Origin of the sequence: Streptantibioticus silvisoli (assembly GCF_027947535.2) — a bacterium.
In the GTDB taxonomy this organism is placed as follows: Bacteria; Actinomycetota; Actinomycetes; order Streptomycetales; family Streptomycetaceae; genus Streptantibioticus_C; species Streptantibioticus_C silvisoli.
The window spans coordinates 58,941-84,765 of sequence record NZ_JAAGKO020000005.1 but is presented as its reverse complement, the minus strand read 5'-3'; the positions used below and the strand labels follow the sequence as shown (position 1 = coordinate 84,765).

General features: G+C 74.6%; 20 protein-coding genes. 10 read left to right on the top strand and 10 right to left on the bottom strand.

Going from position 1 to position 25,825, the window contains the following annotated elements:
- The first annotated feature begins 236 nt into the window (after positions 1-236).
- The 4 genes from POF43_RS05585 to POF43_RS05570 all read left to right on the top strand — a co-directional run bounded on the left by POF43_RS05585 (position 237) and on the right by POF43_RS05570 (position 5,877).
- Positions 237-992, top strand: coding sequence for a thaumatin family protein (locus tag POF43_RS05585; RefSeq protein WP_271325241.1), 756 nt, complete (start codon positions 237-239; stop codon positions 990-992).
- A gap of 170 nt (positions 993-1,162) precedes the next feature.
- Entirely contained in the window at positions 1,163-1,999 is an 837-nt protein-coding gene (locus POF43_RS05580) for a glycoside hydrolase family protein (protein ID WP_271325242.1), read from the top strand.
- A gap of 440 nt (positions 2,000-2,439) precedes the next feature.
- Complete coding sequence (locus tag POF43_RS05575; protein ID WP_282704436.1) at positions 2,440-4,518, top strand: FHA domain-containing protein; 2,079 nt, start codon at positions 2,440-2,442, stop codon at positions 4,516-4,518.
- A 201-nt stretch (positions 4,519-4,719) separates the two neighbouring features.
- Positions 4,720-5,877 carry a hypothetical protein gene (locus POF43_RS05570; RefSeq protein WP_271324990.1) on the top strand — a complete coding sequence of 386 codons (1,158 nt, stop codon included), beginning with the start codon at positions 4,720-4,722 and terminating at the stop codon, positions 5,875-5,877.
- Between the two features lie 156 nt (positions 5,878-6,033).
- Here POF43_RS05570 and POF43_RS05565 read toward each other — a convergent pair whose 3' ends face one another.
- From POF43_RS05565 to POF43_RS05520, 10 genes are all read right to left on the bottom strand, one after another.
- Positions 6,034-7,041, bottom strand: a complete 1,008-nt coding sequence (locus tag POF43_RS05565; protein WP_271324991.1) for an MDR/zinc-dependent alcohol dehydrogenase-like family protein — start codon at positions 7,039-7,041, stop codon at positions 6,034-6,036.
- Complete coding sequence (locus POF43_RS05560) at positions 7,038-8,315, bottom strand: aspartate aminotransferase family protein (RefSeq protein WP_271324992.1); 1,278 nt, start codon at positions 8,313-8,315, stop codon at positions 7,038-7,040. The genes POF43_RS05565 and POF43_RS05560 overlap by 4 nt, the downstream gene beginning before the upstream one ends.
- The gene (locus POF43_RS05555; RefSeq protein WP_271324993.1) at positions 8,299-9,753 is read right to left on the bottom strand and encodes a trehalose-6-phosphate synthase; all 1,455 of its coding nucleotides are present in this window, start codon (positions 9,751-9,753) and stop codon (positions 8,299-8,301) included. The genes POF43_RS05560 and POF43_RS05555 overlap by 17 nt, the downstream gene beginning before the upstream one ends.
- The gene (locus POF43_RS05550) at positions 9,750-10,781 is read right to left on the bottom strand and encodes an SDR family oxidoreductase (protein WP_282704435.1); all 1,032 of its coding nucleotides are present in this window, start codon (positions 10,779-10,781) and stop codon (positions 9,750-9,752) included. Before POF43_RS05550 ends, POF43_RS05555 begins: the two co-directional genes overlap by 4 nt.
- Positions 10,782-10,956: 175 nt before the next feature.
- Positions 10,957-12,075: a sugar phosphate nucleotidyltransferase gene (locus tag POF43_RS05545; RefSeq protein WP_271325062.1), complete on the bottom strand. Its 1,119-nt coding sequence runs from the start codon at positions 12,073-12,075 to the stop codon at positions 10,957-10,959.
- Positions 12,072-13,040: a sugar phosphate isomerase/epimerase family protein gene (locus POF43_RS05540; protein ID WP_271317873.1), complete on the bottom strand. Its 969-nt coding sequence runs from the start codon at positions 13,038-13,040 to the stop codon at positions 12,072-12,074. Before POF43_RS05540 ends, POF43_RS05545 begins: the two co-directional genes overlap by 4 nt.
- The gene (locus tag POF43_RS05535) at positions 13,037-14,131 is read right to left on the bottom strand and encodes a BadF/BadG/BcrA/BcrD ATPase family protein (protein WP_282704434.1); all 1,095 of its coding nucleotides are present in this window, start codon (positions 14,129-14,131) and stop codon (positions 13,037-13,039) included. Before POF43_RS05535 ends, POF43_RS05540 begins: the two co-directional genes overlap by 4 nt.
- 33 nt (positions 14,132-14,164) lie before the next feature.
- Positions 14,165-15,061 (bottom strand): carbohydrate kinase family protein, encoded by an 897-nt coding sequence (locus POF43_RS05530; protein ID WP_271317694.1) that lies wholly within the window; start codon positions 15,059-15,061, stop codon positions 14,165-14,167.
- Positions 15,054-16,223 carry a 3-dehydroquinate synthase gene (locus tag POF43_RS05525; protein ID WP_271317693.1) on the bottom strand — a complete coding sequence of 390 codons (1,170 nt, stop codon included), beginning with the start codon at positions 16,221-16,223 and terminating at the stop codon, positions 15,054-15,056. Before POF43_RS05525 ends, POF43_RS05530 begins: the two co-directional genes overlap by 8 nt.
- A gap of 404 nt (positions 16,224-16,627) precedes the next feature.
- Positions 16,628-19,159 (bottom strand): AfsR/SARP family transcriptional regulator, encoded by a 2,532-nt coding sequence (locus POF43_RS05520; protein WP_282704433.1) that lies wholly within the window; start codon positions 19,157-19,159, stop codon positions 16,628-16,630.
- Between the two features lie 603 nt (positions 19,160-19,762).
- On the opposite strand from POF43_RS05520, the gene POF43_RS05515 reads away from it, so the two are divergent.
- The 6 genes from POF43_RS05515 (at position 19,763) to POF43_RS05490 (ending at position 25,747) form a co-directional block, all read left to right on the top strand.
- Complete coding sequence (locus POF43_RS05515) at positions 19,763-20,914, top strand: phosphoenolpyruvate carboxykinase (ATP) (protein WP_271324632.1); 1,152 nt, start codon at positions 19,763-19,765, stop codon at positions 20,912-20,914.
- Positions 20,911-22,167 (top strand): hypothetical protein, encoded by a 1,257-nt coding sequence (locus POF43_RS05510; protein WP_271324631.1) that lies wholly within the window; start codon positions 20,911-20,913, stop codon positions 22,165-22,167. The genes POF43_RS05515 and POF43_RS05510 overlap by 4 nt, the downstream gene beginning before the upstream one ends.
- A gap of 70 nt (positions 22,168-22,237) precedes the next feature.
- Complete coding sequence (locus tag POF43_RS05505) at positions 22,238-23,122, top strand: nucleotidyltransferase domain-containing protein (RefSeq protein ID WP_271324630.1); 885 nt, start codon at positions 22,238-22,240, stop codon at positions 23,120-23,122.
- The gene (locus POF43_RS05500; RefSeq protein WP_271316588.1) at positions 23,115-23,384 is read left to right on the top strand and encodes a PqqD family protein; all 270 of its coding nucleotides are present in this window, start codon (positions 23,115-23,117) and stop codon (positions 23,382-23,384) included. The genes POF43_RS05505 and POF43_RS05500 overlap by 8 nt, the downstream gene beginning before the upstream one ends.
- Positions 23,385-23,406: 22 nt before the next feature.
- A complete protein-coding gene (locus POF43_RS05495) occupies positions 23,407-24,723 on the top strand; it encodes an MFS transporter (protein WP_271324629.1) in 1,317 nt (438 codons plus the stop codon).
- A 268-nt stretch (positions 24,724-24,991) separates the two neighbouring features.
- On the top strand, positions 24,992-25,747 hold the full coding sequence (locus POF43_RS05490) for a hypothetical protein (RefSeq protein ID WP_271325783.1): 756 nt from the start codon (positions 24,992-24,994) through the stop codon (positions 25,745-25,747).
- The last annotated feature ends 78 nt before the right edge of the window (positions 25,748-25,825 follow it).

The following is a 25,825-nucleotide window of genomic DNA, read 5'->3' as shown; positions in this document are numbered from 1 at the left end:
CCGTACGGCCCGTCCCACCGCGCCCGGCCGCCAGACCGCACCCGCCCGGCCCGCCGCGCCCGCCTGCCCCGCCGCGATCCACCACGACCCACCGCCGGCGCCGTACCGCCGCCCCTGTCCGGAACGGAACCCCCGCCTCCGAGGCCCGTTGCTGACATCGTTGCCATCCCGCCCGGGCCGTGCTATCCACGGTGCGACAGCGGACGTGCTGAAGTCTTCAGTCGAAGGGTGAGCGCATGCGAATCCGCGTACTCCTGTGCGCACTACTGCTCGTACTCGCCGGTGCGCCGGCGGCGGCGAGCGCGGCACCGGCCCCCGTACCGGCCGCGACCACGCACACGGTGACCCTGGTCAACGCGACCGGGCAGACCGTCTGGGTGGGCAGCAACGTCAACGCCGACGGCTCGGCCGCCCTCACCGGCATGCCGACGCTCGCCCCGGGCGGGTCGGCCACCGTCAGCATCCCGGAGGACACCGGGGCGATGCACTGGCGCGGCAAGTTCTTCGCGCGGCAGGGCTGTTCCGGCCAGAACGGCACTACCTTCCACTGCGAGGTCGGCGACTGCGGCCCGTACGCCGACCACTGCACCACCGGCGAACAGCCGGTCAGCCTGGCGGAGTTCAACTTCGACCCGTCCGACTCGCTGGCCCCCTGGTACGACGTCAGCTACGTCAACGCCTTCTCGGTGCCGGTCACCATCACCCCGGACGGGGTCTCCGCGCCGCCGGCCGGCGGTGGTGAGTGTGCCGTCGAAGGCTGCCCCGACGACCTGCTGCCGTACTGCCCGCAGCAGGACCTGGTCACCGACCCCGGCACCGGCGCCGCGCTGGAGTGCGTCAACCCCAGTCGGGACGCGACCAGTTCGTACAGCGACGCGATCACCGCCCACTGCCCGTACGCCTACGCCTGGTCCGGGCAGGACACCGTGCCCGGCAACCAGGTGATGCGCCAGTGCCCGGAGTGCTCCGGCCTCACCGTGACCTTCCACTGACGCACTCCGTTGACCCGCGGGGACGTCCCACCGGGCCGCGTCCTGGTCCGCCCCGGACGTCCCCCGTTGCCCACCGGGACGTTCCACCGGACCCCGGGGTCCGGCGGAACGTTCCGCCGCCCCACCCCGTGATCCACCGACCTTCACCGTGACGTTCCCCTGACGATGGGATGCCCGACGTGAAAGCCTCCACCGCCGCGGTGCGCGCGCCGCTGCTCCTGCTCGCGGCCGCGCTGCTGCTGCTCGCGGGTGTCCTGGCACCGCCGGCCGGCGCGGCCACCAGCGCCCGCAAGGGCGTCAGCGCCAACGCCGTCGACGGCGCCTCGCAGGACATCACCGATGTCGGAGCCTCCTGGTACTACGACTGGGGGCCGTCGACCGGCGGCATCGCCAAGCCGGCCGGATCGGAGTTCGTGCCGATGATCTGGGGGTCGGGCGCGGTCGACCCGACCGACCTGGCCACCGCGGAGCAGCAGGGCAGCGAACTGCTGACGTTCAACGAGCCCGACATGGCCGGCCAGGCGAACATGACCCCCGACCAGGCCCTCGACCTGTGGCCGCAGCTGGAGGCGACCGGCATGCGGCTGGGCGCCCCCGCGGTGGCGTACGGCGGGGACACGCCCGGCGGCTGGCTCGACCAGTTCATGAGCGGCGCCGCCGCCCGGGGCTACCGGGTCGACTTCATCCCGCTGCACTGGTACGGCGGCGACTTCAGCTCGGCGGCCACCGGCGAGTTGCAGTCGTACCTCCAGGCCGTCTACAACCGCTACCACAAGCCGATCTGGCTCACCGAGTACGCGCTCACCGACTTCTCCGGCAGCACCCCGCGCTACCCCACCTCGCAGCAGCAGGTGGACTTCATCAACTCCTCGACCGCCATGCTCGACAGCCTGTCGTTCGTCGAGCGCTACGCCTGGTTCAGCCTGTCCACCCAGACCAGCCCCACCGGCCTGTACACCGGCACCACGCCCAACGACAGCGGCGTCGCCTACCGGGCGGCCGAGTGAGGACAGCCACCCGGTGACACCTCGGTGAGACCTCGGTGATCGACCGCCCGATCGGCGAACAGCCGGTCGGGCGGTGTGCTGCCGGGCGGAAGGCGGCGCCGTCTAACAGGACGTACGGGGGCACCCGTTGTCGGCCGCCGCAGTCCCGCCGACCGGCATCGCCGCCTGCGCCCCGCGCTTCTCCCCGTCCCGCCGACCGGGTCGCGGCGGCCGGTCGCGGGCGGTCGTCCCAGGTCACCCCGCCGGCCGACGGGGCATCAGGAAGATCACGAACACGGCTATGCTGCGGACTGGTTGAAAGTGAGACGTCTACCCGACGTGGGGGGCTCCCCCGGGTGGACGGGGTTCGCACGCGCCGCAGGGACATGGCGTATCGGGTGCGAGCGTGCGCTGTTCGCACCGCTTTCGCCGGTTCCATGGCGCACCGAGAGGAAGAACCCATGCCACCAGAGATCGTGGGACGCACAGGCCCGCTCGCCGGACAGCGGTTCCCGGTCCGGGACATCCCCGTCACCTTTGGCCGCAAGGGCGACAACAACGTGGTGATCGCCGGCCGGAACGCCTCACGGCTGCATGCCGAGATCGTCCGCGAGACCGACGGCTACCTGCTGTACGACCGCGACAGCCGCAACGGCACGCTGGTCAACGGCCGGCGCGTCACGTCGCACGCGCTCCAGCCGGGCGACCTGATCGAGATCGGCGGCGAGACCTTCTGCTTCGAGTTCGCCGAGGCGATGGAGACGGTCATGGACCTCGCCGTCATCGAGTCGCTGATCGCGTCCAGCACGCCGGCCGCACCGACCGCGCCCGCCACGCCCGGCTCCGCCGCCGCCGCCGCCGGCAACGACGAACCGGATCCGGTGCTCCGGGTCACGGTCTCCGGCGGCGGGCCGGTCGGGCTGGCCTTCGCCCTGCTGCTCGAACACCTCATGGGCCGCCGGGTGTCGGTCACCGTCCACGACGGGCGCTGGACCCGGGACGGTTCGCGGGTCGTGTGGAAGAACGAGGCGCAGGGCAACACCCGGCGGCAGCAGGTCGTGACGGTGCAGAGCCGCCAGTACCTGAACCTGCCGGAAGAGGTGCAGGAACGGCTCTTCGCGCAGGCGTCGTACTCCGAGATGTGGCCGGCCGGCCCGGACTCGATCCGCGGCTTCAACCCGCGCAACATCCGGATATCCCACATCGAGGACAAGCTCCTTGAGCTGGCCGGCGAGAAGTCCGGCAGCATCCGGCTGGTGCCGGCCGTCTTCGACCCGGCCGAACACCGCGGGTCCGCGGCCAGGGACCACGTGCTCGCCATCTGCGAGGGCGGCCGGTCGCGGACCCGCGAGCACTTCACCGACAAGTTCGGCAACGCCGACAAGTCGATCTACTCCGTCGACGGCCAGCACCTCCAGGACGTCGTGCTGGGACTGCGGGTGAAGTCCGCGCTGACCGACCCGATGACCGTCCTGCTGACCGTCGCCCAGAACCGCTTCCTGCTCAACGCGCTGCGCGGCGAGGGCTTTTTGAACATGCGGCTCACCGAGGCGGAGGCCAAGGAGGTCGTCGGCATCGACCCCGTCCGGCACGTGTTCGAGGACTGCATCGCCTCGCGCCCGTGCGTGATGGGCCGCGACGAGCACGGCGACTTCCAGTGCCCGACGCACAGCACGCTGTTCCTGCCCGCGCTGGTCAAGGGCTCCGCCCTGTGGAAGCGGGTGCTGGAGGGCCTGGCGCTCTTCGGCGTCGCCGAGCGGGACCTCAGCGCGGTCACCGCGTTCCGGCTCAACATGGTGCAACGGCCGCGCTTCACCGCCCAGTTGTACTCCACGACCGCGTCGGCCCCCGGCACGTACGGCTTCCTGCTCGGCGACGCGGCCAACGCGATCCACTTCTGGCCGGGGCGCGGGCTCAACAGCGGGCTGGCGTCGGCCATCTCGCTGGCCCGGTCGCTCAGCGGCGCCTGGCGCGGGCGGCCGTTCCGCGACGCCGACTTCGTGCGCCACGAGGCCGCGATGTCGATGCTCCAGTACCGGCACAAGAGCCGGGCGTGGAACGCCATGGTGACCACCGACGAGCAGGGCGTCAGCAGGGCGATCAGGGACCGGATCGCGGAGAGCATCGACCGGGCCGGCACGCGGGAGCCGGACAGGGCGGCGGACACCGCGGCGCTCATGGAGCGGCTGCGGGAGATCCGCGGCCGCCTGTCGTCCCGCATCCCCGGAATGCCCGACGACACCGCCCTGGCGGACCACCTGGGCGCCCTGAAGGCCGAGACGGTGCGCACCCTGCTGGACAGCGGCGCGTGGGACACGCTGATCGTCGGGGGTGAGGAGGTGGACATCGACATCTTCTACCAGCAGGACACGCGGGGGACGGCTCCGGCGGGGGTTCCGGGTTCGGGTTCGGGTTCGGGGTCAGGTTCGGGGTCAGGGTCAGGGTCGGGGTCGGCTGCCGCTCCGGGTTCGGCTGCCACGCCGGCTGTGGCTCCCGCGAAGGCGCCGTCCCCGGCGAAGGCCCTGGCCCGCGAGGGCTGACGGGCACCGGCGCGGGCGGGTCGGCGCGGGTTACCGCCCCTGTCCCACGCCGCCGCGGCGGCGTGGCGCGGGGCCGCGTAAGGAAAACGTGCAGGTCATGTCTCGAAATGATCATCACCCGAACAGCGCGGCGTCGATCCGCGTGAAGACGGCAGAGGGCTCCGGAACCGCTCCGGGGTCTTGTTGAGGAGTCCGATCATCATGTTGCGCAAGAGGTCCGGTCTGCTCGTCGCGATCGCGGCGGCGGGCGCGGTCCTGCTCACCGCCTGTAGTCCGTCCAACGTCTCGCAGGCGGGCACGACGGCCACGTCCGACCTGCTCAGAGGGCTGTCGTTCGTCAGCGGGACCGCCCTGGAGCACCACGCCCCCGCGCACACCGGGGACTTCGCGCTCCAGGCGGGCCGGCCGTCCACCCCGGCCGCGCAGAAGTGGGTGCAGCTGTCGGCGGCGAAGTCCGGCTCCCTCGACCCGGTCGTGGTCAACGGGCAGGGGTTCACCCTCTACCGGTTCGACAAGGACACCACGAACCCGCCGGGCTCGACCTGCCAGGGCAACTGCGCGGTGACCTGGCCGCCGGTCGTCATCGCCCCGCACGGCAAGGTCTTCGTCCAAGGCGTCGACCCGTCAACCGTCGGGATCGTCAACCGGCCTGACGGCACACACCAGTTGACGATCGCCGGGCACCCGGTCTACCGGTTCAGCAAGGACCTCCAGCCCGGCGAGACCAACGGCCAGGGGGTCGCCGGCACCTGGTTCGGGGTGCGGCCGGACGGCGGGAAGGCGGTCGAGGCGCCGGCCGTCGCGGTGGGCCGGGCGCCCTCGGCCCGTCCGTCGGCGGCACCGGCCACCGCCACCTACGACTTCCGGGCCGGCTTCTCCGACGGTGCCGGCTCCCAGCGTGTCGGCGGCGACGCCGGCTCCTGCCAGCACGTCACCGCCGCACCGGACGGTTCGCTGGACTTCGTCAGCGGCACCTTGACGCTGCACAGCGGTGCCGGCTGCTCCGGTGCGTCCTGGGTGGTCGACGGCAACGTCTCGGACCTGGCGGCGATCGGCTTCGCGGGGAGGTTCGCCTCGGTGTACGTCGGCGACGACGACACCACCAGGCCCGCCGCCGACGCGGTCCTGGACGACGACGCCGACTTCGCCGGCAGCGGCTCGCAGGGGGTCAGCGGCCCGGTCGGCAGCTGCCAGAACCTCTCCCACCCGGCGGTGGTCTCCTCCGTCCAGGCCGAGGGCCGGCTGACCCTGTGGTCCGGCCACGGCTGCACCGGGCGGTCCGTCGTCATCGACGGCAAGGTCTCGCGGCTCGCGGCGCTCGGCTTCGACAACAAAACCGCTGCTGTCTCGTTCAGTTGACGGGCCATCAGTTCAAAATGACGGCCCGTCATATCCGTACGACCGCGGCGCGCCGCGGTCGTACGGGGGAACGCGTGCACGGACGCACCGGGGAGGCAGGACCGCGTACCGGGGTCGCACGGGGGGGTCGGACCGCGAACCGCGGCCGTGCGCCGGTCACGGCGGCGGGGCGGGCCTGACGAGGATCTTGCCGGGCGGCAGGGCGGTGCCGCGGTCGCGCAGCAGGGTGTGGAGCCGGCCGAGGGTGACCTCCCGGGTGACGGTGCGTTCGGCGGCGAGCGGGGCGGACGGGTCGGTGAGGACGCTCACGGCGGCGGCGAAGTCGTGCGGCGTGGTGCCGTAGCTGCCGGCCACCCGGACCGGCCTGCCGTGCCAACGGGCCGCCGCCAGGCCCTCGGTACGGCGCACGGCGTCCAGGTCGCAGTCCAGGCCGGGCAGTGCGTCGCCGGGCGCGGTGCCGCCGTAGAGCATGACCAGGCCGCCGGGGACGACGGCGCGCAGCGCGTGTCGCAGTACCTCGGGCACGACGAAGCTGGTGGCCACCACGGCGGCGTCGGCGCGGGCGTCGGCGAGGTCGCCGTACGCGACGACGGGCCCGTCGAGCAGTCCGGCGGCGCGGACCGCGGCGAGGCGTTCGGCACCGCGGTTGGCGAGGACGGCCTCGGCGCCGGCCAGCCGGGCCAGGCAGGCGATGAGCAGCCCCGCGGTGCCGGCGCCGAGCACCGCGATCCTGGCGCCGGCCAGACCGCCGAGGCGGCGTTCCACCGCGGACAGGCAGTGCCGGGCGCAGGCCAGCGGTTCGGCGAACACCAGGCGGCGGGCGTCGGTGCCGCCGGGCACGACCGGCAGCGCGCGGCGCAGCAGTTGCGCCGGGCCGGCCACCCGCATCCGGTCGGCGAAGCCGGAGCCGCGGTCCACCACCACGTTGGGGTCGAGCACCACCCGGGTGCCCTCGGGCAGGTCCCGGGCGGTCGACTCCCGTACGGTGCCGACCAGTTCGTGGCCGAACTGGCTGGGCCCGTAGCGGGTGCCGGCCACCTCCTTGAGGTCGGAGCGGCACAGTCCGGCCAGTTCCACCTCGATCAGGACGGCCGGTTCACCGGCCAGGGGCGGTGGTGGCGAGTGGCGCAGCCGGGGTTCGCCGTCCTCCAGCACGAGCCTCATTCGACGGCCTCCAGCGCCTCGGCGAACCGGTCGGCGATCAGGTGGGCGTCCTCGGGGGTGAGGATGAGCGGGGGCCGCAGTTCGATGGCGTTGCCGGCGCCGTGTTCGGAGACCCGGGTCAGCACGCCGCGGTCCTGGAGGGCGCGCTGGTAGTCGTGGGCGCGGCGCACCGCCTTGCCGCCGCCGGGTTCGACGATTTCGACGCCGAGCATGAGCCCGACGCCGCGCACATCGCCCAGGACCGGGTGCTCGGCCTGCAGTTCGCGCAGCCGGCCGAGCAGGACGCCGCCGCTGGCCCGGACGTTCTCCAGGAATCCGGGGCGCTGGACGACCTGGAGGGTGGCGACCGCGGCGGCGGCCGACAGGGTGTGGCCGCCGTAGGTGAAGCTGTGCAGGGAGCGGTCCCAGTCGGCCATCCGCTCCTCGGTGAGGATGGCGGCCAGCGGCAGGCCGCTGCCGGTCAGCCCCTTGGACAGGGTCATCATGTGCGGCTGGACGCCGAAGTGGTCGGCGGCGAACATCCGGCCGGTGCGGCCCAGGCCGGTCTGGATCTCGTCGAAGATCAGCACGATCTCGCGCTCGTCGCAGAACCTGCGCAGTTCCGGCAGGTAGCCGGGCGGCGGGACAATGTTGCCGCCGACGCCGGAGATGGGCTCGATGACCACGCACGCCACGCTCCCGGAGCTGGCGTAGGTGATGAAGTCCTCGATCCGCTCGACGCAGAGCATCCCGCAGCTGTCGGGGCTCTGCCGGTAGAAGCAGCGGAAGCAGTACGGGCCGGGGACGTGCAGCGCGCCGGGGTAGCGGTGCGGGAAGGGGGCGCGCATCCGGGTGGTGCCGTTGAGGCTCGCCATGGCGATGGTCTGGCCGAGGTGGCCGCGGAACGGGACGATGACGTCGCGGCGGCCGGTGTGCAGCTGGGCCATCTTGATGGCGCCCTCGTTGGCGGTGGAGCCGCCGGCGCTGCGCAGGTTGACCCGGGTGAGGTTGGACGGGCTGATGGCCGCGAGTTCCTGCATGACGCGGTTGGTGGGCCCGGTCTGGAAGGAGGAGCTGGCGAACACCAGGCGTTCGCTCTGCTCGCGGACGGCCGCCATGACCTCGGGGTGGCCGTGGCCCAGCAGCAGGTTGAAGGTGCCCGAGACGCAGTCGAGGTACTCGCGCCCTTCGCTGTCCCAGGCGCGGACCCCCTCGCCGTGCACCAGGAGGGTCTCGCCGAGCTGGTACTGCGCGACGTCCTGCGGGCCGGCGAGCGGTTCAGTGGTGGTCGTCATGGCGTGCTCCGTGGTCGGCGGCGAGTGCGTCGAGCTGGGCCTGCACCCAGGCCTCCAGCGTCCAGGGGCGGGCGGCGTCGCGGCGGCGGGCGGCGGAGGCGGCGCGTGCGGCGGGGCCGGCGCTGAGGGCGGCGGAGATGGCGCGGGCCTGCTCGTGCAGGTCGAAGGGGTTGACGGTGCGGCAGTGCGGGCCGAGCAGTTCGGCGGCGCCGCACATCTCGGACAGGATGACGTCGGCGTCGCGCTGGTTGACCAGCGGCGCCTCGAAGGTGCTGAGGTTCTGGCCGTCGACGGTGGAGTTGAACATCAGCAGGTCGGCGTGCCGGAAGCAGGCGATGCTGTGGTCGACGTCGTTGTCGGTGTGGGTGCGTACGGTGTCGGGGCCGAGTTCGCGGTTGGCGTCGGCGACGGCGGCCTCGACCCGGCGGACGTAGTCGGCGTTGGCCGGTACGTAGAGCCGGTTGGGGTTCATCCGCACCAACATCCGTGTGTCGCGCAGCCGTTGGTCCTCCTTGACGGCCAGGGCGTAGGCGCGCACGGCCCGTTCGGCGTTCTTGATCGGGTCGGTACGGCCGCTGTGCACGACGAGCCGGTGGCCGTCGGCCCACTCACCGATGCCTTCGGGCAGCCGCGGTGCGCGGCCGTCGAGGGTGAGCGGGCTGTAGCCGAGCGGCAGGGTGCGCACCCGGGTGCGGGCGCCCCGCCAGTGCACGGTGCCGCGGTCGCGGTCCACCCGGGCGTCGGGGACGAGGTCCTCGACGCAGTCCAGGAAGTTGCGGGTCCAGCGGTCGGCGAAGAAGCCGATGGTGGTGGCCGGGAGCATCCCCTCGATGATCCCGGTGCGCAGCGGTGCGGGCAGGACGCGCCAGTAGTCCGGTGACGGCCACGGGATGTGGACGAACAGCAGGATCGGCGCGTCCGGCCGCTCCTGCCTCAACTTGGCCGGGACGCCGACGAGTTGGTAGTCGTGGACCAGGTAGAGCGGGTCGCGGGCGGCGGCCGAGCTCTTCAGCAGGGCGTCGGCGAAGTCGCGGGTGAAGCGGTCGAAGTCGTCCTGGGCGGCGTAGGTTTCGGCGCCGAACGACGGCTCGGTCCACTTGTCCCAGCCGTAGTTGTTGGCGGCCCACAGCAGTTGGGCGGTCAGGTGGTTCTGCACCGAGTCGAAGACCCGGCGGTCGTGGCGTATCAGGTTGACGCGGATGTCCCGGCCGGACGGCAGGGCGAGTATGACGCCCTCGGGCTGTTCGGCCGCGACGCGCCGGTCGTCCTCGGAGTCGGCGCTGGCGATCCAGGAGACGTTGAGCACCCCGGCCTGTTCGGCGACCACGTTGCCGGTGCCGCCGGGCGCGAGCCACGGCCGCAGTTCGCCGGTGTCGGGGTCGGTGTCGTAGGTGATGGCGGCGCGCTTGCTGGCGAGGAAGACCTCGGAGGCGGTCATGTCGTTGCCTTTCGGGCGGAGTCGGCGGGGCGGGTGGAGTCGGCGGGGTCGGCGGGATCGATGGTGAAGGGGGCGGGGTCGGTGGGGTTGGCGGACAGCAGGGTCCGGGTGGCGTCGAGGACGTCCAGCGGGCGCAGGCCCCGCAACTCGGGCAGCCGGGCGGCGCGTTCGCTGTGCAGGCAGGCGTTGCGCGGGCGGCAGGCGTACAGGGTGCTGTCGCGCGGGGCGGGGACCACCAGGCCGGGGTCGGCGCCGGTGAGCCGGGCGATGTGCCGGGCCCAGTCGACCCGGGAGACCCGGCGCGGGCCGCCGAGGTGGACGGTGCCGGTGTGCGGCGAGCCGAGCAGTGCGGTGGTCCAGGCGGCGACGTCGTCCACCAGGACGGGGGTGTTCCAGTGGTCGTCGGGGACGCGCAGCGGTTCGCTGCGGCGCAGGGTCCGGGCGGCGGTGGTGAGGAAGTTGGGGCGCAGGCCGGCGTCGTCCCAGCCGTAGACCAGGCTGACGCGCAGGGCGAGCGCGGCGCCGGTGGCGAACAGAGCCTGCTCGGCGGCGAGTTTGGCCCGGCCGTAGGCGTTGGCGGGCGCGCAGGGCGCGGACTCGCCGCAGCTGTCGGCGTGGCCGGGGAAGACGTTGTCGGTGGAGATCAGCAGCACCCGGCGGCCGTCGAGGGCCGCGGCGAGGTTGCGGGCGCCGCCGAGGTGGACCGCGAGGGCCGCGTCGGCGTGGTCCTCGCACCAGGTGATGTCGGACGGCCCATGCACCGCGACGACGGCGTCCGGCCGTTCGGCGCCGAGGAGTTCGCGGACGGCGGCCGGTGCCGCGACGTCGACCGGGCGCCAGCGCAGTCCGCCGGTCTCCGGGGTGGCCGGCGGACGGCGGGAGCTGACGGTGACGGCGGCGCCGGTGGCGGCCAGCCGCCGGGCGATGTGGCCCGCGAGGTAGCCGGCGCCCAGGACCAGGACGCGGCCGGGCCCGCCCGGTGGTCCCGGGGACCGGGCCGGCGTCGTGGGTCGGTCGGGGTCGATCACGTGTCCTCCAGCGTGCGGGTGGGGTCGCCGACGGATCGGCGAAGGACCGCGTGGCGCGGTGGGGCCGGTCAGAGGTGCGGGGGTCGGTCCGGGGCGCGGGTCCGGTCAGGGGCGCGCGGCGGCCGTGCGGGTGTGCGCGGTCAGGAGCGCGCGGGGGCCGTGCGGGTGCGGGCGGTCAGGCGCGGGGGGCCGGGCCGAGGGCGGTGAGGCCGGTGCGGTCGGCGCTGAGGTGCTCGCCGGCCCGCACGACGGTGTCGCGGACGGTGACGCCGGCCGGCACCACGGCACCGGGCAGCACGACGGAGCGGACGACGGCGGCGCCCGGCCGCACGTGGCACCCCGGGTGCAGGACGCTGTCGCGCACCAGCGCGCCGGGGGCGGGTTCGGCGCCGAGCAGTCCGGCGCCGTCCGGTGCGAACCGCGGCGGGCCGGCCGCCAGGGTGCGCGGCAGCGCTTCGGCGGGGATCGGCCGCGGAACGGTCAGCAGCGCCAACTGCTCGCTGTGGTACCGCTCGACGGTGCCGATGTCGGCCCAGTACGACTCGACGGGGAAGGCCCGCACGTCGCGTCCCGCGCCGATCATCGCGGGCAGCACGTCGCGGCTGATGTCGTGCTGCCAGCCGTCGGGGCCGAGGGCGGCGAGTCGCGCGAGCGTGTCGCGCAGGACGTCGGCGCGGAACAGGCAGAAGGCGGTGAAGACGAGGTCGGAGGTCGGGTGGTCGGGTTTCTCCACCAGGGCGCGGACCCGCAGGTCGGCGTCGGTCTCCACCATGCCGAACAGCCGTACCCAGCGCGGTTCGACCGCCTGGACGCCGATGGTGCAGTCCGCGCCGGTGCGGCGGTGCTGTTCGAGCATCGCGGCGTAGTCGTGGACGTACACGTGGTCGGCGTGCTGGATCAGGATGTCGCGGGCGCCGGGGGCGAACAGGTGGCGGGCGTTGGCCAGCAGGGCGTCGGCGGTGCCGCGTTCGGCCGGGCGGGGCGGCAGCCGTTCGCCGGGCGCGGGCAGCCCGGCGTTGCGCAACCGTCGTTCGTGGACGCCGAAGTGCAGCCGGGTGCCGGGTGCGGCGTCCCAGTGCTCCATCAGGTGCCGGACCAGGTCGGCCTCCCGGTGCAGGGACAGCAGCACCACCTCGGGCACGCCGGAGCGGACCGCGTTGGCGAGGCTGAAGTCGACCAGCCGACAGGAGGCCGCGTAGGGCACGAGGGGTTTGCAGGTGCCCTCGGTGAGGGTGCCCATGCGCTGGCCCAGACCGCCGGCCAGCAGGGCGCCGCGTACCGCGTCGAGCGTCACCACGTCCTCCCCTGCGCCACGGCCTCGGGCACCAGGCCGCGCAGCGTCTCCAGCGAGCGCCTGACGCCCTGTCCGGTCGGCAGCAGCGCGTCCTCGTGCTCGGCGTAGACCACGCCCCGGTAGCCCTCGTCCAGCAGCGCCGCCACGATCGACGGCCACGGCAGTTCCCCGGCGCCCAGCGCCCGGAAGCGGATGGCGGGGCCAGGTCCGTAACGGGACCAGCCGGCGCCGCGCGGTTCCTGCGGCAGGCGCCAGACCTGGAGGTCCTTGGCGTGCACCGCGGCCAGGTCGGGGCCCCAGCCGGTGACGGCGGCGACCGGGTCGTGGCCGACGGCGGCCAGGTTCGCCGGGTCGGCGCACAGCCCGACGCCGTCCACCGCGGCCAGCAGGGCGCGGGCGCTGGCCGGGTCGTAGGCGACCTGCTTGGGGTGCGGTTCGACGACGACGCGCACTCCGAGGTCCGCGGCGAGCCGCAGCGCGGGGCCGGCGGCCTGCGCCCACTGCTGCACGTTGTCCTGCCAGCTGACGTCGCTGGACCACCACGACAGCCAGCGGCCGAGGTCCGGTACGCCGAGCATCAGGCGGGCCTGCGGTGCGCCGAGCGCGGCGGCCAGCCGGACGGCGGCCAGCGCGGCCCGTGTTCCGTGCCGCCGCTTGTCGTCCGGGGTGCCGCCGTGGACGGGGTCGGTGTGCGGGCCGTGCGGGCCCAGGACGAGCTGGGCGTCGCGGCTGTTGCTGACGCAGCCGACGCTGAGCCCGGCGCGTGCGACGGCGGCGGCCAGCCAGGCGGTGTAGTCGGGGTCGGCGATCCGCCGCGGGTCGACCAGGCCGAGCGGGGAGTCGGTCGGCAGGTCGACGACGCGGGCGCCGCAGGAGGCGGCGGTGGCGAGGGCGTTCGCCAGCCCGGCGGGGGCCAGCGCGGCCAGGCACAGGCCGAGGGTGAGGGGGGCTCCGCAGTCGTTCACCGCACACCTCCGCGGGTGGTCAGGGTCTGGCGTGCCGTCCAGCGGGGCCGGGGGCGGCCGGCCCGGTCGCGGGCGCGTTGCGCGGTCAGGGCGGACAGCACGGCGGCGGCCGGGTCGTGGGCGACGACGGGCACGGCGGCCGGGCCGAGGGCGGCCAGCCGGGCGGCGAGCGCGTCGGCGAACGGCGGGCAGCCGCGGAAGACTCCGCCGGACAGCACCGCGTGCCAGCGTCCGGTCAGCCCGGCGGCGTCCCGGGCGGCGCGGGCGGCGGCCGTCAGGTCGCGCAGCGCGTCGCGCACCACACCGGTGGCGGCCTCGTCGCCGTCGAGCCAGCACGCGCACACCGCCGGGGCCAGCGCGGCCACCGCCGGTTTGGGGAACGGTTCGGCGGCCAGCCGGCGGGCCAGGTCCCGTACGTCCTCGTCGGCCCGGCCGGCGGGGACGCCGGGGGGCGCGAGGGTCCGGCCGCCGGGGACGCCGCCGGGTAAGGACACCGGTGCGGCGGCGGGGGTGGCGTGGCGGGTGGCGGCCGCGTGGGCGGCGAGGGCCGGGCCGAGGCGGGTGGCGGGGGCGCGGCCGTCGGCGCCGCGGATCGCCGCCCGCAGCCCGGCCAGGCCGAGGGCGAAGGCGCTGCCCTCGTCGCTGCCGAGGTACTCGCAGCCGCCGGCCGCGACCGGCGGGCGCACACCGTCGCAGGCGACCGCGCCGGAGCCGGTGCCGCTGACGACGACCAGGCCGCGGCCGTCGAGCGGTGGCGCGAGCAGCAGCGGGGTGACGTCGCGGGAGACCGTCAGGGTGCCGGTCAGCCCGGCGCGGGCGGCCACCGCACTGAGCGACCTGGCCGGTTCACCGGGGGCCGCGTCGGTGACGGAGGCGGTGGCCAGCCAGCCGGCGGACGGCGCGCCGCCGAGGTGGCCGGCCACCTCGCGCAGCAGTTCCAGGAGGTGGTCGTCGGCGGCCGGCGCCCCCACGGAGGAGGGGTTGGCGGACCGGCGGTGCCAGCGGGTCCCGTCGTCGGCCAGCGCGGTCGTTCCGCTGCCGCCGGCGTCGACCGCCCACAGCCGCTGCGGCGGTTCGCCGCGGGCGGTCACCGGGGGCTCCGTCCGGGGTGCGGGGGTATCCGGTCAGGACAGCGCATCGTGGAGTTCCTTCGCGGTGATGAACGAGGTGTGGGTTCCGGCGGTCCGCACGGCGTGCGCGCCGCCCAGCGAGCCGGCGGTGACGCACTCCTGCCAGCCGCGGCCGGCCAGCCACGCCCACAGGAAGGCGGCGACGTAGCTGTCGCCGGCGCCGTTGGTGTCGACCACCTCGTCGGGTGGCAGCGGCACGGCCGGGACGTGGCGCAGCGGCTGGTCACGGATCTTCAGGTGGCTGCCGCCGGCGCCGTCCATGGCGACGACCGCGCGGGCCCGGCCGCGGGCGAGGATGTCGTCGGCCACCTGCTCGACGCGGTCACCGAGCAGGGCGGCGGACAGGAAGACCAGGTCGCAGCCGTAGGCGAAGTCCTGGCGGTACTCGGCCCGGCCGTCCCAGTTGTGCAGGTCGGTGGAGGTGGTCAGGCCGGCCGTGACGGCGTCGGCGAGGGCGTACCGGGCCCAGTCGACCAGCGAGAGGTGCACGTGCCGGACGCGGCCGAGCGCCGGGCGGTACAGCTCGGGGCGCGGCGGTTCGCCGGTGGGGTGGCGGGCGTCGTGCAGCGACAGGCGGCGGCCGGCCGGGTCGACGAGGTTGACGCTGCGGCGGGTTCCGGCCGGGTGGACGGTGTGGTCGAAGGACAAGCCGGCGCGCGCGTAGTGCCGGGTGATCAGCCGGCCCTCGTGGTCGTCGCCGATGGTGTCGACCAGGTGGACGCGCAGGCCGAGGGTGTGCAGGCCCATCGCGACGCCGTTGCCGGTGTGCGCGACGTACTCCTGGATGGGCGGCACCTTGACGGTGTCGAGGTCGGGCAGCGGCAGGGACGGCACCCGCACGATGGTGTCGACCCCGACGCCGCCCACCACCAGGACGTCGGACTCAGGCATCGGCGTCCCCGTTCGCGTTCACGTGTCCGTGTCCGTTCGTGTTCCCGTGCCCGTTCGCGTTCCCGTTCCCGGGGCGGACGGCGGTGAGGGCGGCGCGGATCTCGTCGTCGGTGACGTCGTCGGTGATCAAGGTCTCTCCCAGGGTGACGGGCAGCACGAACCGCAGGTGGCCGTCGCGGATCTTGCGGATCTGGCCGAGGGCGGAGACCACCGCCGCCGGGTCCAGCGGCGCGGGCAGGTCGCCGAGCACGGTCGGCAGTCCGACCCGCTCCAGCAGGCCGGTCACCCGCCGGCCGGCGGCCGGGGCGAGCAGGCCGCGGCGCTCGGCGATCCGGGCCGCGCAGGCCATGCCGAACGCTACCGCCTCACCGTGCAGCACCGGCCCGTAGTCGGTGACGGTTTCCACCGCGTGGCCTATCGTGTGGCCGAAGTTGAGCGGCCGCCGCAGGTCCTCCTCGTAGGGGTCCTTGGCGATCAGCTGACACTTGATCAGGCTCGCGCCGTGCACCAGGCGGGCGGTGACCTCGGGTTCGGCGGCCAGGATCGCCCGGTACTCCCGCTCGATCAGCGCGAACAGCGCCGGGGAGGCGATGACGCCCTTCTTGATCGCCTCGGCCAGCCCGGCCCGCATCTGGCGGCGGTCGAGGGTGGCGAGGTAGCCGACGTTGGAGACCACGCCCATCGGCTGGTGGAAGCTGCCGATGAGGTTCTTGGCGCTCGGGTGGTCGACGGCGACCTTGCCGCCGAGCGAGGCGTCGACCTGCGCCAGCAAGGTGGTGGGGACGTTGCAGTAGGGCACCCCGCGCATGTAGGCGCTGGCCACCCAGCCGACGGTGTCGATGACCACGCCGCCGCCGACCGCCAGCACGACGTCGCGGCGGGCCAGTTCGGTGCCGGCCAGCCAGTCCAGCAGGCCGACCGCGGTGGGCACGCTCTTGCTGGCCTCGCCGGCCGCGAACGACGTCATGGCGACGTCCACCCCCTGGCCGCCGAGCAGTCCGGCGAGTCGGCGGGCGTGCAGGGCCGCCACCGAGTCGTCGGTGACCATGGCGACCCGGCGCCCGTCGATGCGGCCCAGCAGGCTGCGGACGGCGGCCGGCTCGTCCCGGCAGACGTCCACCGGGTACTGGTCGAGCCGCTGGGCCGAACCGAGAATGGGCACACCGGTGTCCTCAGGAATGCCGAGCCGTTCCGATATTCTCGTGGATTCAGTCGTGAGTTTCACTCGTCTGCCTTTTCGCTCTCTGGTGGAGACAAATGTCGTTTTCCTGACGGGCCTTCAAGAGGACACCGGACGGTGTTGAAGTCGATGGCCGCGAAGGAATGGCGGACACGCCGTTCCGTATTCCCGCGGTGACATTCCGTCCATGATCGCGGTTGCATTCCCGCGCACTCGCCGGGCCGGGCGGACGGCCCGCCGCCTCGGATTCTCCTGCGGGGTCGCTCACGAACCACGTTATGCGCGCGGCGCCCGGCCGTGGTCTTCGGCGGATCTGTGGTGAATATGCGGGGTGGGCAGTCCAGCGGCACAGGACCGGGGCGCCGGGAATGCGCCGGGCGGCGTAGTCAGGCGGCGCCGGGGGCCGGAAAGGAGACCGGCCGGCCGGTCCCGCCGGCCTCCGCCTGCTTGGCGCGGGCGAATGCCAGCAGCAGGTCCGGGTAGCGGTAGCGCCGGTAGGCGGGCGATTCCAGCATCGAGGCGTCGACCAGCTCCTCCAGCACCCGCTCGGCCTGGAGTTCGCTGATCCGCAGCACCGACGACGCCCCCGGCAGGCTGATGTCGGGGCCGTGCGGGGCGAGGCGTTGCCATGCCTCGGCCTGCGCGGGGGCCAGTTGGCGGTACCCGCGTTCGAAGCTGTCGGTCAGCGAGGGGTCGTTCGGCGACAGCTCGCGCAGTCGGCGGTCCCCCTCCCCCAGCAGGCCGGTCAGCGCGCCGAAGGGCCACTGCGGGCGGGCGGCGAGCCGGGCGCCGGCCGCGCGGACCGCGGCCGGGAGCATGCCGCAGGCCCTGACCAGCGCGATCGCCCCGGCCCGGTCGGCGGCCACCCGGGACGCACCGACCGCCGAGGACAGCAGGTCGAGCGACTCGGTCACGGCGAACGGCTCCAGGCGGACGCGTTCGGTGGCCGACAGGGCGGACAGCTGGGCGCGGCCGGTGAGCAGGACGCCGCAGCGCGGGCTGCCCGGCAGCAGGGGCCGGACCTGGTCGAGGTCGAGGGCGTTGTCCAGCACGACCAGCAGGTCGAGGTCGTCCACCACCGAGCGGAACAGGGCGGACCGGTTCGCCAGCCCGTCCGGCACGGTGGCCGCCGGCAGGCCCAGCGACTGGAGGAATCCGGCCAGCACCTGGGCCGGATCGGCGGCGGTCCCGCCGGGGCACAGGTCGGCGTAGAGCTGCCCGGCCGGGTAGTCGTCGTGGACGCGGTGGGCCGCCCGCACCGCGAACACCGACTTGCCCGACCCCGGGCTGCCGCCCACCACGACGATGGCGGGCCCGGTCCGCTCCGGCGTGGTCAGCGCCCGCACCGCCGCCCGTAGACTCTCGGTCCGGCCGGCGAAGTCCCCTATGTCACCCGGGAGTTGACGCGGCACGGGCCAGGCGACCGGCCCCCGCCGCTCCAGCGCCGCAGCCGGGACGGCGACCGGTACGGCGCTCTGCGCGGAGGGTAGGGCGGCGGGGGCGGCAGGACCTCCGGCGGGGACGGTCGGGGCGACGGGGGCAGCGGTCCCGGGGTCGGCGGGGAAGGCGGCGGGGATGGCCGGAGGGGCGGAGGCGGGGGCGACCGGAGCGGTGGGGGCGGCGGCCCCGGTGCCAGCTCCTCCGGTGGGGGCGGCGACCACGGTGCCAACTCCTCCGGTGGGAGCGGCGACCACGGTGCCAGCTCCTCCGGTGGGGGCGGTGGGGACGGCGGCATCGGGCACGGCGCCGGGCGCTGCGCCGGCCAGGGCTGCGGACGCGCCGGAGGCATCGGACGTACCGAGGGCGCCGGACGCACCGGTGGCGGCAGGCGTACCGGCGGGGCCGAACGCACCGGAGGCAGCAGGTGTACCCGCGGCGCCGGACGCGTCGGCGGCATGGGACGGACCGGCGGTGCCGAACGCACCGGAGGCAGCAGGCACACCGGCGGCGCCAGGCGTACCCGCGGCGCCAGACGCACCGGAGACGCCAGCCGAACCGGCGGCGCCGAACGTCCCGGACGACATGACGTCCCCTCGGCCCGACGTGGTCAGCGCTTCGGCGGAAACGGGGCCGGCGGGGAGCGGGCCGGCGGGGTGGTCGAGTGCCGGGTCGCCCTCCAGGATCTGCTGGTGCAGCTGGACGAGCAGCGGGCTGGGGGCGATGCCGTGTTCGGCGACGAGCAGCCGCCGCACCCGGCCGAAGACGGCCAGCGCCTCGGCCTGCCGCCCGGTGGCGTGCAGAGCTCGCATCAGCAGCCCGTGCGCCCGCTCGCGCAGCGGATGCCGTTCGGAGAGCACGAACAGGTCGGGGACGACGATGGCGGCCCGGCCCAGCGCCAGCTGGAGGTCGAAGTACTCCTCGCTCAGCGCGGTCCGTAACTCGGTGAGCCGGGAGCGCTGCTGGGCGGCGAAGGCCCCCGGCACGCCGGCCAGCGCGTGGCCGCGCCACAGCCCGAGGGCGTGGGACAGCAGGGCCGCCGCCTCCGCCTCGCGGCCCTCCCGGCGGGCCTGGGCGGCCCGGTCCGCGAGCTCCCCGACCGTCTCCAGGTCGGTCACCGGGCCCGGCAGCGCGATCTGGTAGCCGTCGCCGACCGAGACGAGCACCCGCGGTATCGCGCCGCGCTTCTCCAGCAGCCTGCGCCACCACCACGCGTGCGTCCTGATCGTGGTCACCGCGGTGTCCGGCGGGCAGTCGCCCCACAGCGCGTCGACCAGCTCGGCGAGGGTGGCGGCATGGCCGGGCTGGAGCAGCAGCGCGGCCATGAACGCCTGCTGCTGCGGCGATCCCCGGGTCACGAACGTATCGGCGGACCTGATCCGTAACGAGCCGAGGATGCCGAATCTCGGCCCGTCCTCCGCGTCCCGCGGCGGCGCCGCCGACGGCGGATCGGCGAGAAAGCGGACACTCTCCATGGCCATGGAACCCTCCTGAGCTGGACGTACCGAGTACCGGGCCGCCGGTGGCGGCGCCCTCGCCACGCGGTGGCGTGGCGGTGCGGCGCCGGACGGCGGCGGGCCGGCGTTCCCGCCGGCGGCGGGTCCGCGTTCCCGCCCGCCGGACGACGGCAGGGCGGTGCCCGCCACGGCGAGCCCCCGGGGGCCGCGGCGAACGCTTCACCGAACCTATTACGCGCCGCGTTCGACACCGGCCCGCGAGCACCCGCCGAATGGCTCAAAGTCCATTCCCGGCCACCGGCGGGAAATGCTCTGTCCCCAGGTGATCGGGCAGCCGCCGGTGCGGCCATTGGGCGGAACGCAGAATTCACGCCAGGTACGGAACTCATCGCCCTCGGCGTGGCGGCGCAGGGGTGCGAAGGTCATTTCGGCCCGTCCCCGGCACCGGTTACCCGAAGGCCGTCCATCCGGGGGCCGCGGGTCTCTCCGGGCGGATATCGCGGAAGGATCTCCCGCTGAGTCCGCGCGGATCGTGTCCGGGGCGGCGCCGCCTACTGTCGGGGCGAAGCAGCCGCCCGGGGCGATTCCCGGTGACCGGCGAGACCCTGACGAAGGACCAGAGGTGCCATGACGCTGACAGCTTGCCGCCTGACCGCGGCGGAGGCCACGACCACGGTCGTCACCGACATCGGTGAGGTCGTCGACTGGGTCCGCCGCTACTTCACCCCCTGGTGGACGGTGACGGCCACTCAGACGACCGGCCCGCCGCCCGGCGGCGCGGACGGCACCGACCCGGACGCGCCGGTGATCGAGGCGGTCGCCGACCCCGCCACGTACGAACTGTGGGCGAAGTCCGTGCTGTCGGCGCCGGAGCCGGCCGAGACGGAGTACGTCCGCAGCCGGACCTACAGCCGGCGCGACGGCGACCGGCTGCTCGTGGTCACCCCCGAGGAGCGGATCGCCTACCAGGTCACCCCGGGGCGGGTGCGGATCGTGGGCACCGAGCCGTCGGCCCTGCGCATCCCGGCCGCCCGGGTGGCCCGCACCGTCGTGTGGGGCCGGCTGGAGCGGGCCGGCTGGACGCTGCTGCACGCCTCGGCGGTCGTCGGCGCCGGCGACCGGGCCCTGCTGTCGTTCGGCGGCAAGGGCGCCGGCAAGACGACGACCGCGCTGATGTGCGCGCGGCGCCTGGGGCTGCGGCTGCTGGCCAACGACCGGGTCTTCGCCCGCCCGGAGGGCTCCGGGGTGCGCCTGCTGACCTGGGCGTCCGTCACGTCGGTCGGGCTGGGGCTGCTGGCCGGCCTGGGCCTGTACGACGGGGTGCGCGAGCGGCTGCTGGCCGGTGAGCCGTTCCACCCGGCGCAGGACCCGCTGGTGCTGGAGGCGTTGCGGGCCGGCACCCGCACCGCGGTCTTCGACCCCACCGGGCGGGAGATGAAGGTCCTGGTCGCCCCGGACCGGCTCGCGCCGTGGCTCGGGGTCGAGCCGGTCGGCGAGGCCGAGGTGGGCCTGCTGCTGTTCCCGGCGGTGGCGGCCGGCCGGGTCCCCGAACTGACCGGCGGCGACTACCGGATCGGCGCGCCGGACCTGTTCACCGCCGGGACCGAGGACTCCTACCCGGACGTCTTCGGCGTGCGGCGGCTGCCGGAGGGCGCCGCGGCCGAGCACCACCGCGCCCTGCTGGCCGCGTTCGGCCGGCTGCCGCGCCGGGGCGTACGGCTGGGCCACGAGCCGGCCGGCAACGAGCCGGTGCTGCGTACCGTGGCGGGTCTGCTGTGACCGGGCCGGCGGGCGCGCCGGTGGTGGCGGTGGTCGACGCCTACTCCACCGGCCGCCACCTCGCGGCGGAGCTGGCACGGCGCGGCGCGGCCTGCGTGCACGTGCGCAGCCAGCAGGACATCCCCGCCTACTTCACCCGGTCCTTCGCGCCGGACGACTTCACCGAGGACCTCGGGCACCAGCCGGACCGGGCGAAGCTGACCGCCGTGCTGCGCGAGCGCGGGGTGCGGCGGGTGGTGGCCGGGACGGAGTCCGGCGTGCTGCTGGCGGACGAACTGACCGATCTGCTGGGCCTGCCGGGCAACGACCCGGTCAACGCGGTCGCGCGCCGCGACAAGCGGGCGATGGCCGACACCGTGCGCCGGGCCGGGCTGGCCGTGCCGGCCGGCCGGGCCTTCGACTCCGCGGCCGGCGCGGCGCACTGGTTCGCCGGGACCGGTTTCGACGAGGCCGTCGTCAAGCCGGTCGACAGCGCCGGCACCGACAACGTCAGCTTCGCCCGGTCCGCCGCCGCCGTGCGGTCGGCGGCCGCCGCGGTCCTGGCGTCGGACAACGTCTACGGCGCCCGCAACCGCTCGGTGCTGGTGCAGCGGCGGGTGACCGGCCGGGAGTACTACGTCAACACCGTCTCGTACCGGGGAACGCACCGGGTCGCGGAGATCTGGGGGTACGTCAAGGCGGTCGGACCGTCGGGCGCGCCGGTTTACGACTACGAGGAGCCGGTACCGCCCGGGTCCGCCGAGTGGCGGCTGCTGCGCGGGTTCACCGCGGGTGTGCTGGACGCGCTGGGCGTCAGGTCCTCGGCCGGCCACACCGAGATCATGCTGACCGGGGACGGGCCAGTGCTGATCGAGTCCGGCGCCCGGCTCGGCGGCGCCACCAGCCCGCAGACCGTGCGCGAGTACTGCGGCGTCTCGCAGACCGGCCTGTTCGCCGACTCGATCCTCACCCCGCGGTCGCTGGCCGGCTTCGACGACGCCGCGGTCGGGTGGCACGGCCACCTGAAGAACGTCGCGTTCCGCAACCACCACCACGGCACGGTCCGCGGGACGGGCTGGCTGGACGCCGTCACCGCCCTGCCCAGCGTGGTGCACGTCGCCCCCGGCATCGCCGTCGGCGACCGGCTGACCCCGACGGTCGACCTGTTCAGCTCCCCCGGCTACGCCTACCTGGCCTCCGCCGACCCCGCACAGGTCGCCCGCGACCACGCCGCGCTGCGCCGGATGGAGGCCGACGGCCTCTACACCCGCTGAGCCGCCCCGGCCCGGCACCCCCTTTACTCACCACCCGTCAACTCACCACCCCACGAGAGGACATCACCCCATGCGTTTCGAACTGCCCACCATGGCGCTGCGGTTCGGCAGCGGCTCCGAGGCGACGCCGGAGCGGCGCCGCGACCTGGAGGCGGGGCGCCGGGAGCCCGCGGCCGTCCCGGACGGCGCCGAGATCGCCGCGCGGTACCCGATCTTCGCGGACGCCGTCAGCGTCTACGCGGCCGGCTCGGTCGTCCAGGGCTGGGGGCACGCCAACAGTGATCTGGACCTGTACGTCATCACCGACGAGCCGATCGACCTGACGGACAGCGGGCTGGAGTACTTCGACCGCCGGGTGTCGACCGAGGACCCCGACATACGCATCGTGCTGGGCGAGTTCGGCCCGTTCCGCGCCGACATCGAGCTGTGGCGGGCCGCGCAGGTCGACGAGATCATCGCCCGGTTCGCCGGGAGCACCCCGAGCCAGGAGGCGCCCGAACCCGGCAAGACCGAGCAGGACCTGCTGTACCGCCTCGCCTCCGGCATGCCGCTGACCGGCGCCGACTGGTGGCAGCGGCGCCGCGACGAGATCAACGCCTCCTGCTACGGCGGCTGGCTGGCGGAGAACCGCAAGCTCACCGCCGAGACGCTGCTGGAGGACGTGGGCGGGCTGCTGGTCAGCGGCGACGAGCAGACCGCGGTGCTGGCCGCCCGGGACGCGCTGGTGGCGTCGGTCGAGGCGTTGCTGGCGGTGCACCGGGACTACTCGATCAACCGCAAGTGGCTCTACCGGCGGCTGCTGGCGGTACGCCCGCCGGAGATCTCGGTGGAGGCGGCGTGGCGGGCGCTGACCATGGTGGGCGCCGCCGACGATCCGGCCGGCTGGGCCGGGGCGACGGCCGCGCTGTCCCAGCGGCTGCTGATCACCGTCGAGGGGGCGAAGCGGCATGGCTGACGCGCGCTGGCAGCCGATGCGGGCGATCGGCACGTACACCCGACGATCCGACACCGGGACGCTGATCGAGACCTACCACGACGGCTACGAGGTCAACGGCACCGGTGCGTTCATCTGGTCGCTGGTCGGCACCGGGGCGACCACCGGGCAGATCGCCGCGGCGGTGGCCGGCGAGTTCGGCGTCGCGCCGGAGCGGGCCGACGAGGCGGTCACGGCGTTCCTCTCCCTGCTGGGGGAACGCGGCTTCCTCGCCCCGGCCTGACGTGATGTCCCAGAATCCGCACATGACGTCCCAGAATCCGCACATAACGTCCGGGAATCCCCGCAGCAGGACGGCCCTGCGGCGCCTGGCGGGGTCCCTGGGGTGGTGGGAGACGCTCACCACCCCGGGGCCGCCCCGGCTGCTGGCGGTCAACGCCCTGGCCGGCGCCTGCGGTTCGGGCCTGGCCACGGTGTGCCTGCCGCTGTTCGCCGTCCGGGTGGCCGGCGTCGACGCCGCGCGCCTGGTGACCGTGCTGTCCCTCACCGCCGGCTGCGAACTGCTGGCGGCGGTGCCCAACGGCGCGCTGGCCGGCCGGTTCGGGGTCCGCCGGTTCATCGTCACCGCCAAGACGGCGCAGGCGGTGCTGTGGATCGCGATGGCCTTCGCCCACGGCTTCTGGGGGCTGCTGGCGCTGTCGGCCGCCACCGGGGTGGCCCGGGCCGGCGGCGGCGGGCTCAGCCAGAGCGTGACCGCCGCCGTCCTGCCGTCCGGCGCCCGCTCGGAGGTGCTCGGCTCGGTCCGGGCCCTGCGCAACGTCGGCTACCTGGTCTCCGGCGCGCTCGGCTCGGCCATGCTGACCTTCGACTCCCCCTGGGTGCTGCGCGCCTCACTGGTCGTCAACGGCCTGTCGTACGTGTGCGGCACGGTGTGCATGGCGCTGGTCGACGCCCGGCGAGCGCGCCGGTCGCCGGGCCGCACCGACTTCAGCGTGCTGCGCGACGCCCCGTACTTCGGGCTGATCCTGTGCGCGTCGGTGTTCGGCACCAGCCTGATCGTGCTGGACGTCGGCCTGTCGCTGTGGGTGCTGCGCCATCCGCAGGTGCCGCGGGCGCTGGTCGGGGTGGTCCTGGTGGTGAACACCCTGGTCGTGGTCGTGCTCCAGCACCGCTACTCCCGCAAGTCAGCCGAACTCGACGGCGCCCGCCGGTCGATCAGGGGCAGCGTGGTGGCGTTCGTGGCCATGGCGGTGCTGATCGGCGGCACGGCGGAGGTCTCCACGCCGTGGGCGGTGGTCCTGGTGGTGGCCGCCGCGGTCGCCCTCACCTTCGGCGAGCTGTACGAGTCGCCCGCCTGGTGGACCATCTCCTTCGAACTGTCGCCGCCGGACCGCCGGGACGAGTACCTGTCGGCCTTCGACCTCAGCGGCGCCACCGTCGGCATCCTCGGCCCACTGGCGCTGGCGGCGGTGGTCGCGCTGGGCACCCTGGGCTGGCTGCTGTACGCCGCGCTGTTCGTGGTCGCCGGGGCGGCCGCCCTGGCGCTGATCACCCGGCGCACCCGCTCCCCCGCCGGTCCGGTGGACACCCCGGACCCGAAGGCGCTGGCCGACCACGCCTGACGCCGGCACGGCACCTTGAGGCGGTACGGCACCCTGACGGCCGTACGGCACCCTGACGCCGGTACGGCACCTCGAAACGGCAGTACGCGGCACGCCACACCCGACGCCGGCCATGCCTCCCCCGCCCCGCTGACGCACACCTCCCGACGCCGCCCACGCCTCCCCGTCCGCCACACCTCGGCACACACCTCCCCCGCCCCCCATACGCACGCCCCCGGGACCGCGGCGACCAGCCGCACCCCCCGCCCGCAGAAACGGAGCCCGTACCGTGACCGTGTCCGCACGCACCCACGCGCTGGAGGAGGCGTTCCGTCGCGCCGCAGCCGAACCCGGTCCGGCCGGCGGCTCGCCCGGCCCCGGCGGCTTCGTCCTCACCCGGTGGAATCCCGACTTCGAGTACGAGATCAAGCTCGCGCATCCCGGACCGGTCTCCCCCGCGGCGTTGCTGGAGGAGGCGGTGACCGTGCTGGCCGCCGGCGCCGGGGTGCTGGCCGGCTCCGGACGGCAGGCGGCCACCCTGCGTCCCGTCTACCACCTGGCCGGCGGGAGCGAGTACTCGGTCTTCGAGGAGGACGGCCGGCGGGTGCAGAAGATCAAGACGCATACCGCGGTGCCGGTCGGCGGCGGCCGGGGCGTCCACGTCATGCGGTCGCGGGAGTCGTTCGAGACCGATCCGCGGCGGATCGCGCGCAACACCGCCTCGGCCGTACCGTCCGGCTCCCTGCTGAAGGAGCGCTGCCGCACCCACCTGCTGCACCGGCCCACCCGTACGCTGCTCCAACTGGCGGCGACCCGCTGCTCGGCGGGCACCGCGCGGCAGTTCCAGCTGGAGATCGAGTACGCGGGCCACTTCACCCATCCGGCCGACCCGCCGCGCACCCCGGGCGAGCAAGAGGTCCTGGCGGTGCTGGCCGGCCTGGGCACGGCGCTGGCCGACGCCGACGGCAGCCGTCTGGCGTTCGACACCGAGACCAAGCTGGAGTTCCTGCGCCGGGCGTCCGGCGGTACCGCGACGTGTCCGTAGAGTGACACCCTATTGACAGGTCGGCGGGCCGGTCATACCTTCCTCGCACCATTAGGAAACCTTCCTATCAGTTGGAGC

Coding starts and splice junctions, on each gene's coding strand:
- POF43_RS05585 (WP_271325241.1), top strand. CDS start 237: ATGCGAATCCGCGTACTCCTGTGCGCACTACTGCTCGTACTCGCCGGT.
- POF43_RS05580 (WP_271325242.1), top strand. CDS start 1,163: ATGCCCGACGTGAAAGCCTCCACCGCCGCGGTGCGCGCGCCGCTGCTC.
- POF43_RS05575 (WP_282704436.1), top strand. CDS start 2,440: ATGCCACCAGAGATCGTGGGACGCACAGGCCCGCTCGCCGGACAGCGG.
- POF43_RS05570 (WP_271324990.1), top strand. CDS start 4,720: ATGTTGCGCAAGAGGTCCGGTCTGCTCGTCGCGATCGCGGCGGCGGGC.
- POF43_RS05565 (WP_271324991.1), bottom strand. CDS start 7,041: ATGAGGCTCGTGCTGGAGGACGGCGAACCCCGGCTGCGCCACTCGCCA.
- POF43_RS05560 (WP_271324992.1), bottom strand. CDS start 8,315: ATGACGACCACCACTGAACCGCTCGCCGGCCCGCAGGACGTCGCGCAG.
- POF43_RS05555 (WP_271324993.1), bottom strand. CDS start 9,753: ATGACCGCCTCCGAGGTCTTCCTCGCCAGCAAGCGCGCCGCCATCACC.
- POF43_RS05530 (WP_271317694.1), bottom strand. CDS start 15,061: ATGCCTGAGTCCGACGTCCTGGTGGTGGGCGGCGTCGGGGTCGACACC.
- POF43_RS05520 (WP_282704433.1), bottom strand. CDS start 19,159: ATGGCCATGGAGAGTGTCCGCTTTCTCGCCGATCCGCCGTCGGCGGCG.
- POF43_RS05515 (WP_271324632.1), top strand. CDS start 19,763: ATGACGCTGACAGCTTGCCGCCTGACCGCGGCGGAGGCCACGACCACG.
- POF43_RS05505 (WP_271324630.1), top strand. CDS start 22,238: ATGCGTTTCGAACTGCCCACCATGGCGCTGCGGTTCGGCAGCGGCTCC.
- POF43_RS05500 (WP_271316588.1), top strand. CDS start 23,115: ATGGCTGACGCGCGCTGGCAGCCGATGCGGGCGATCGGCACGTACACC.
- POF43_RS05495 (WP_271324629.1), top strand. CDS start 23,407: ATGACGTCCCAGAATCCGCACATAACGTCCGGGAATCCCCGCAGCAGG.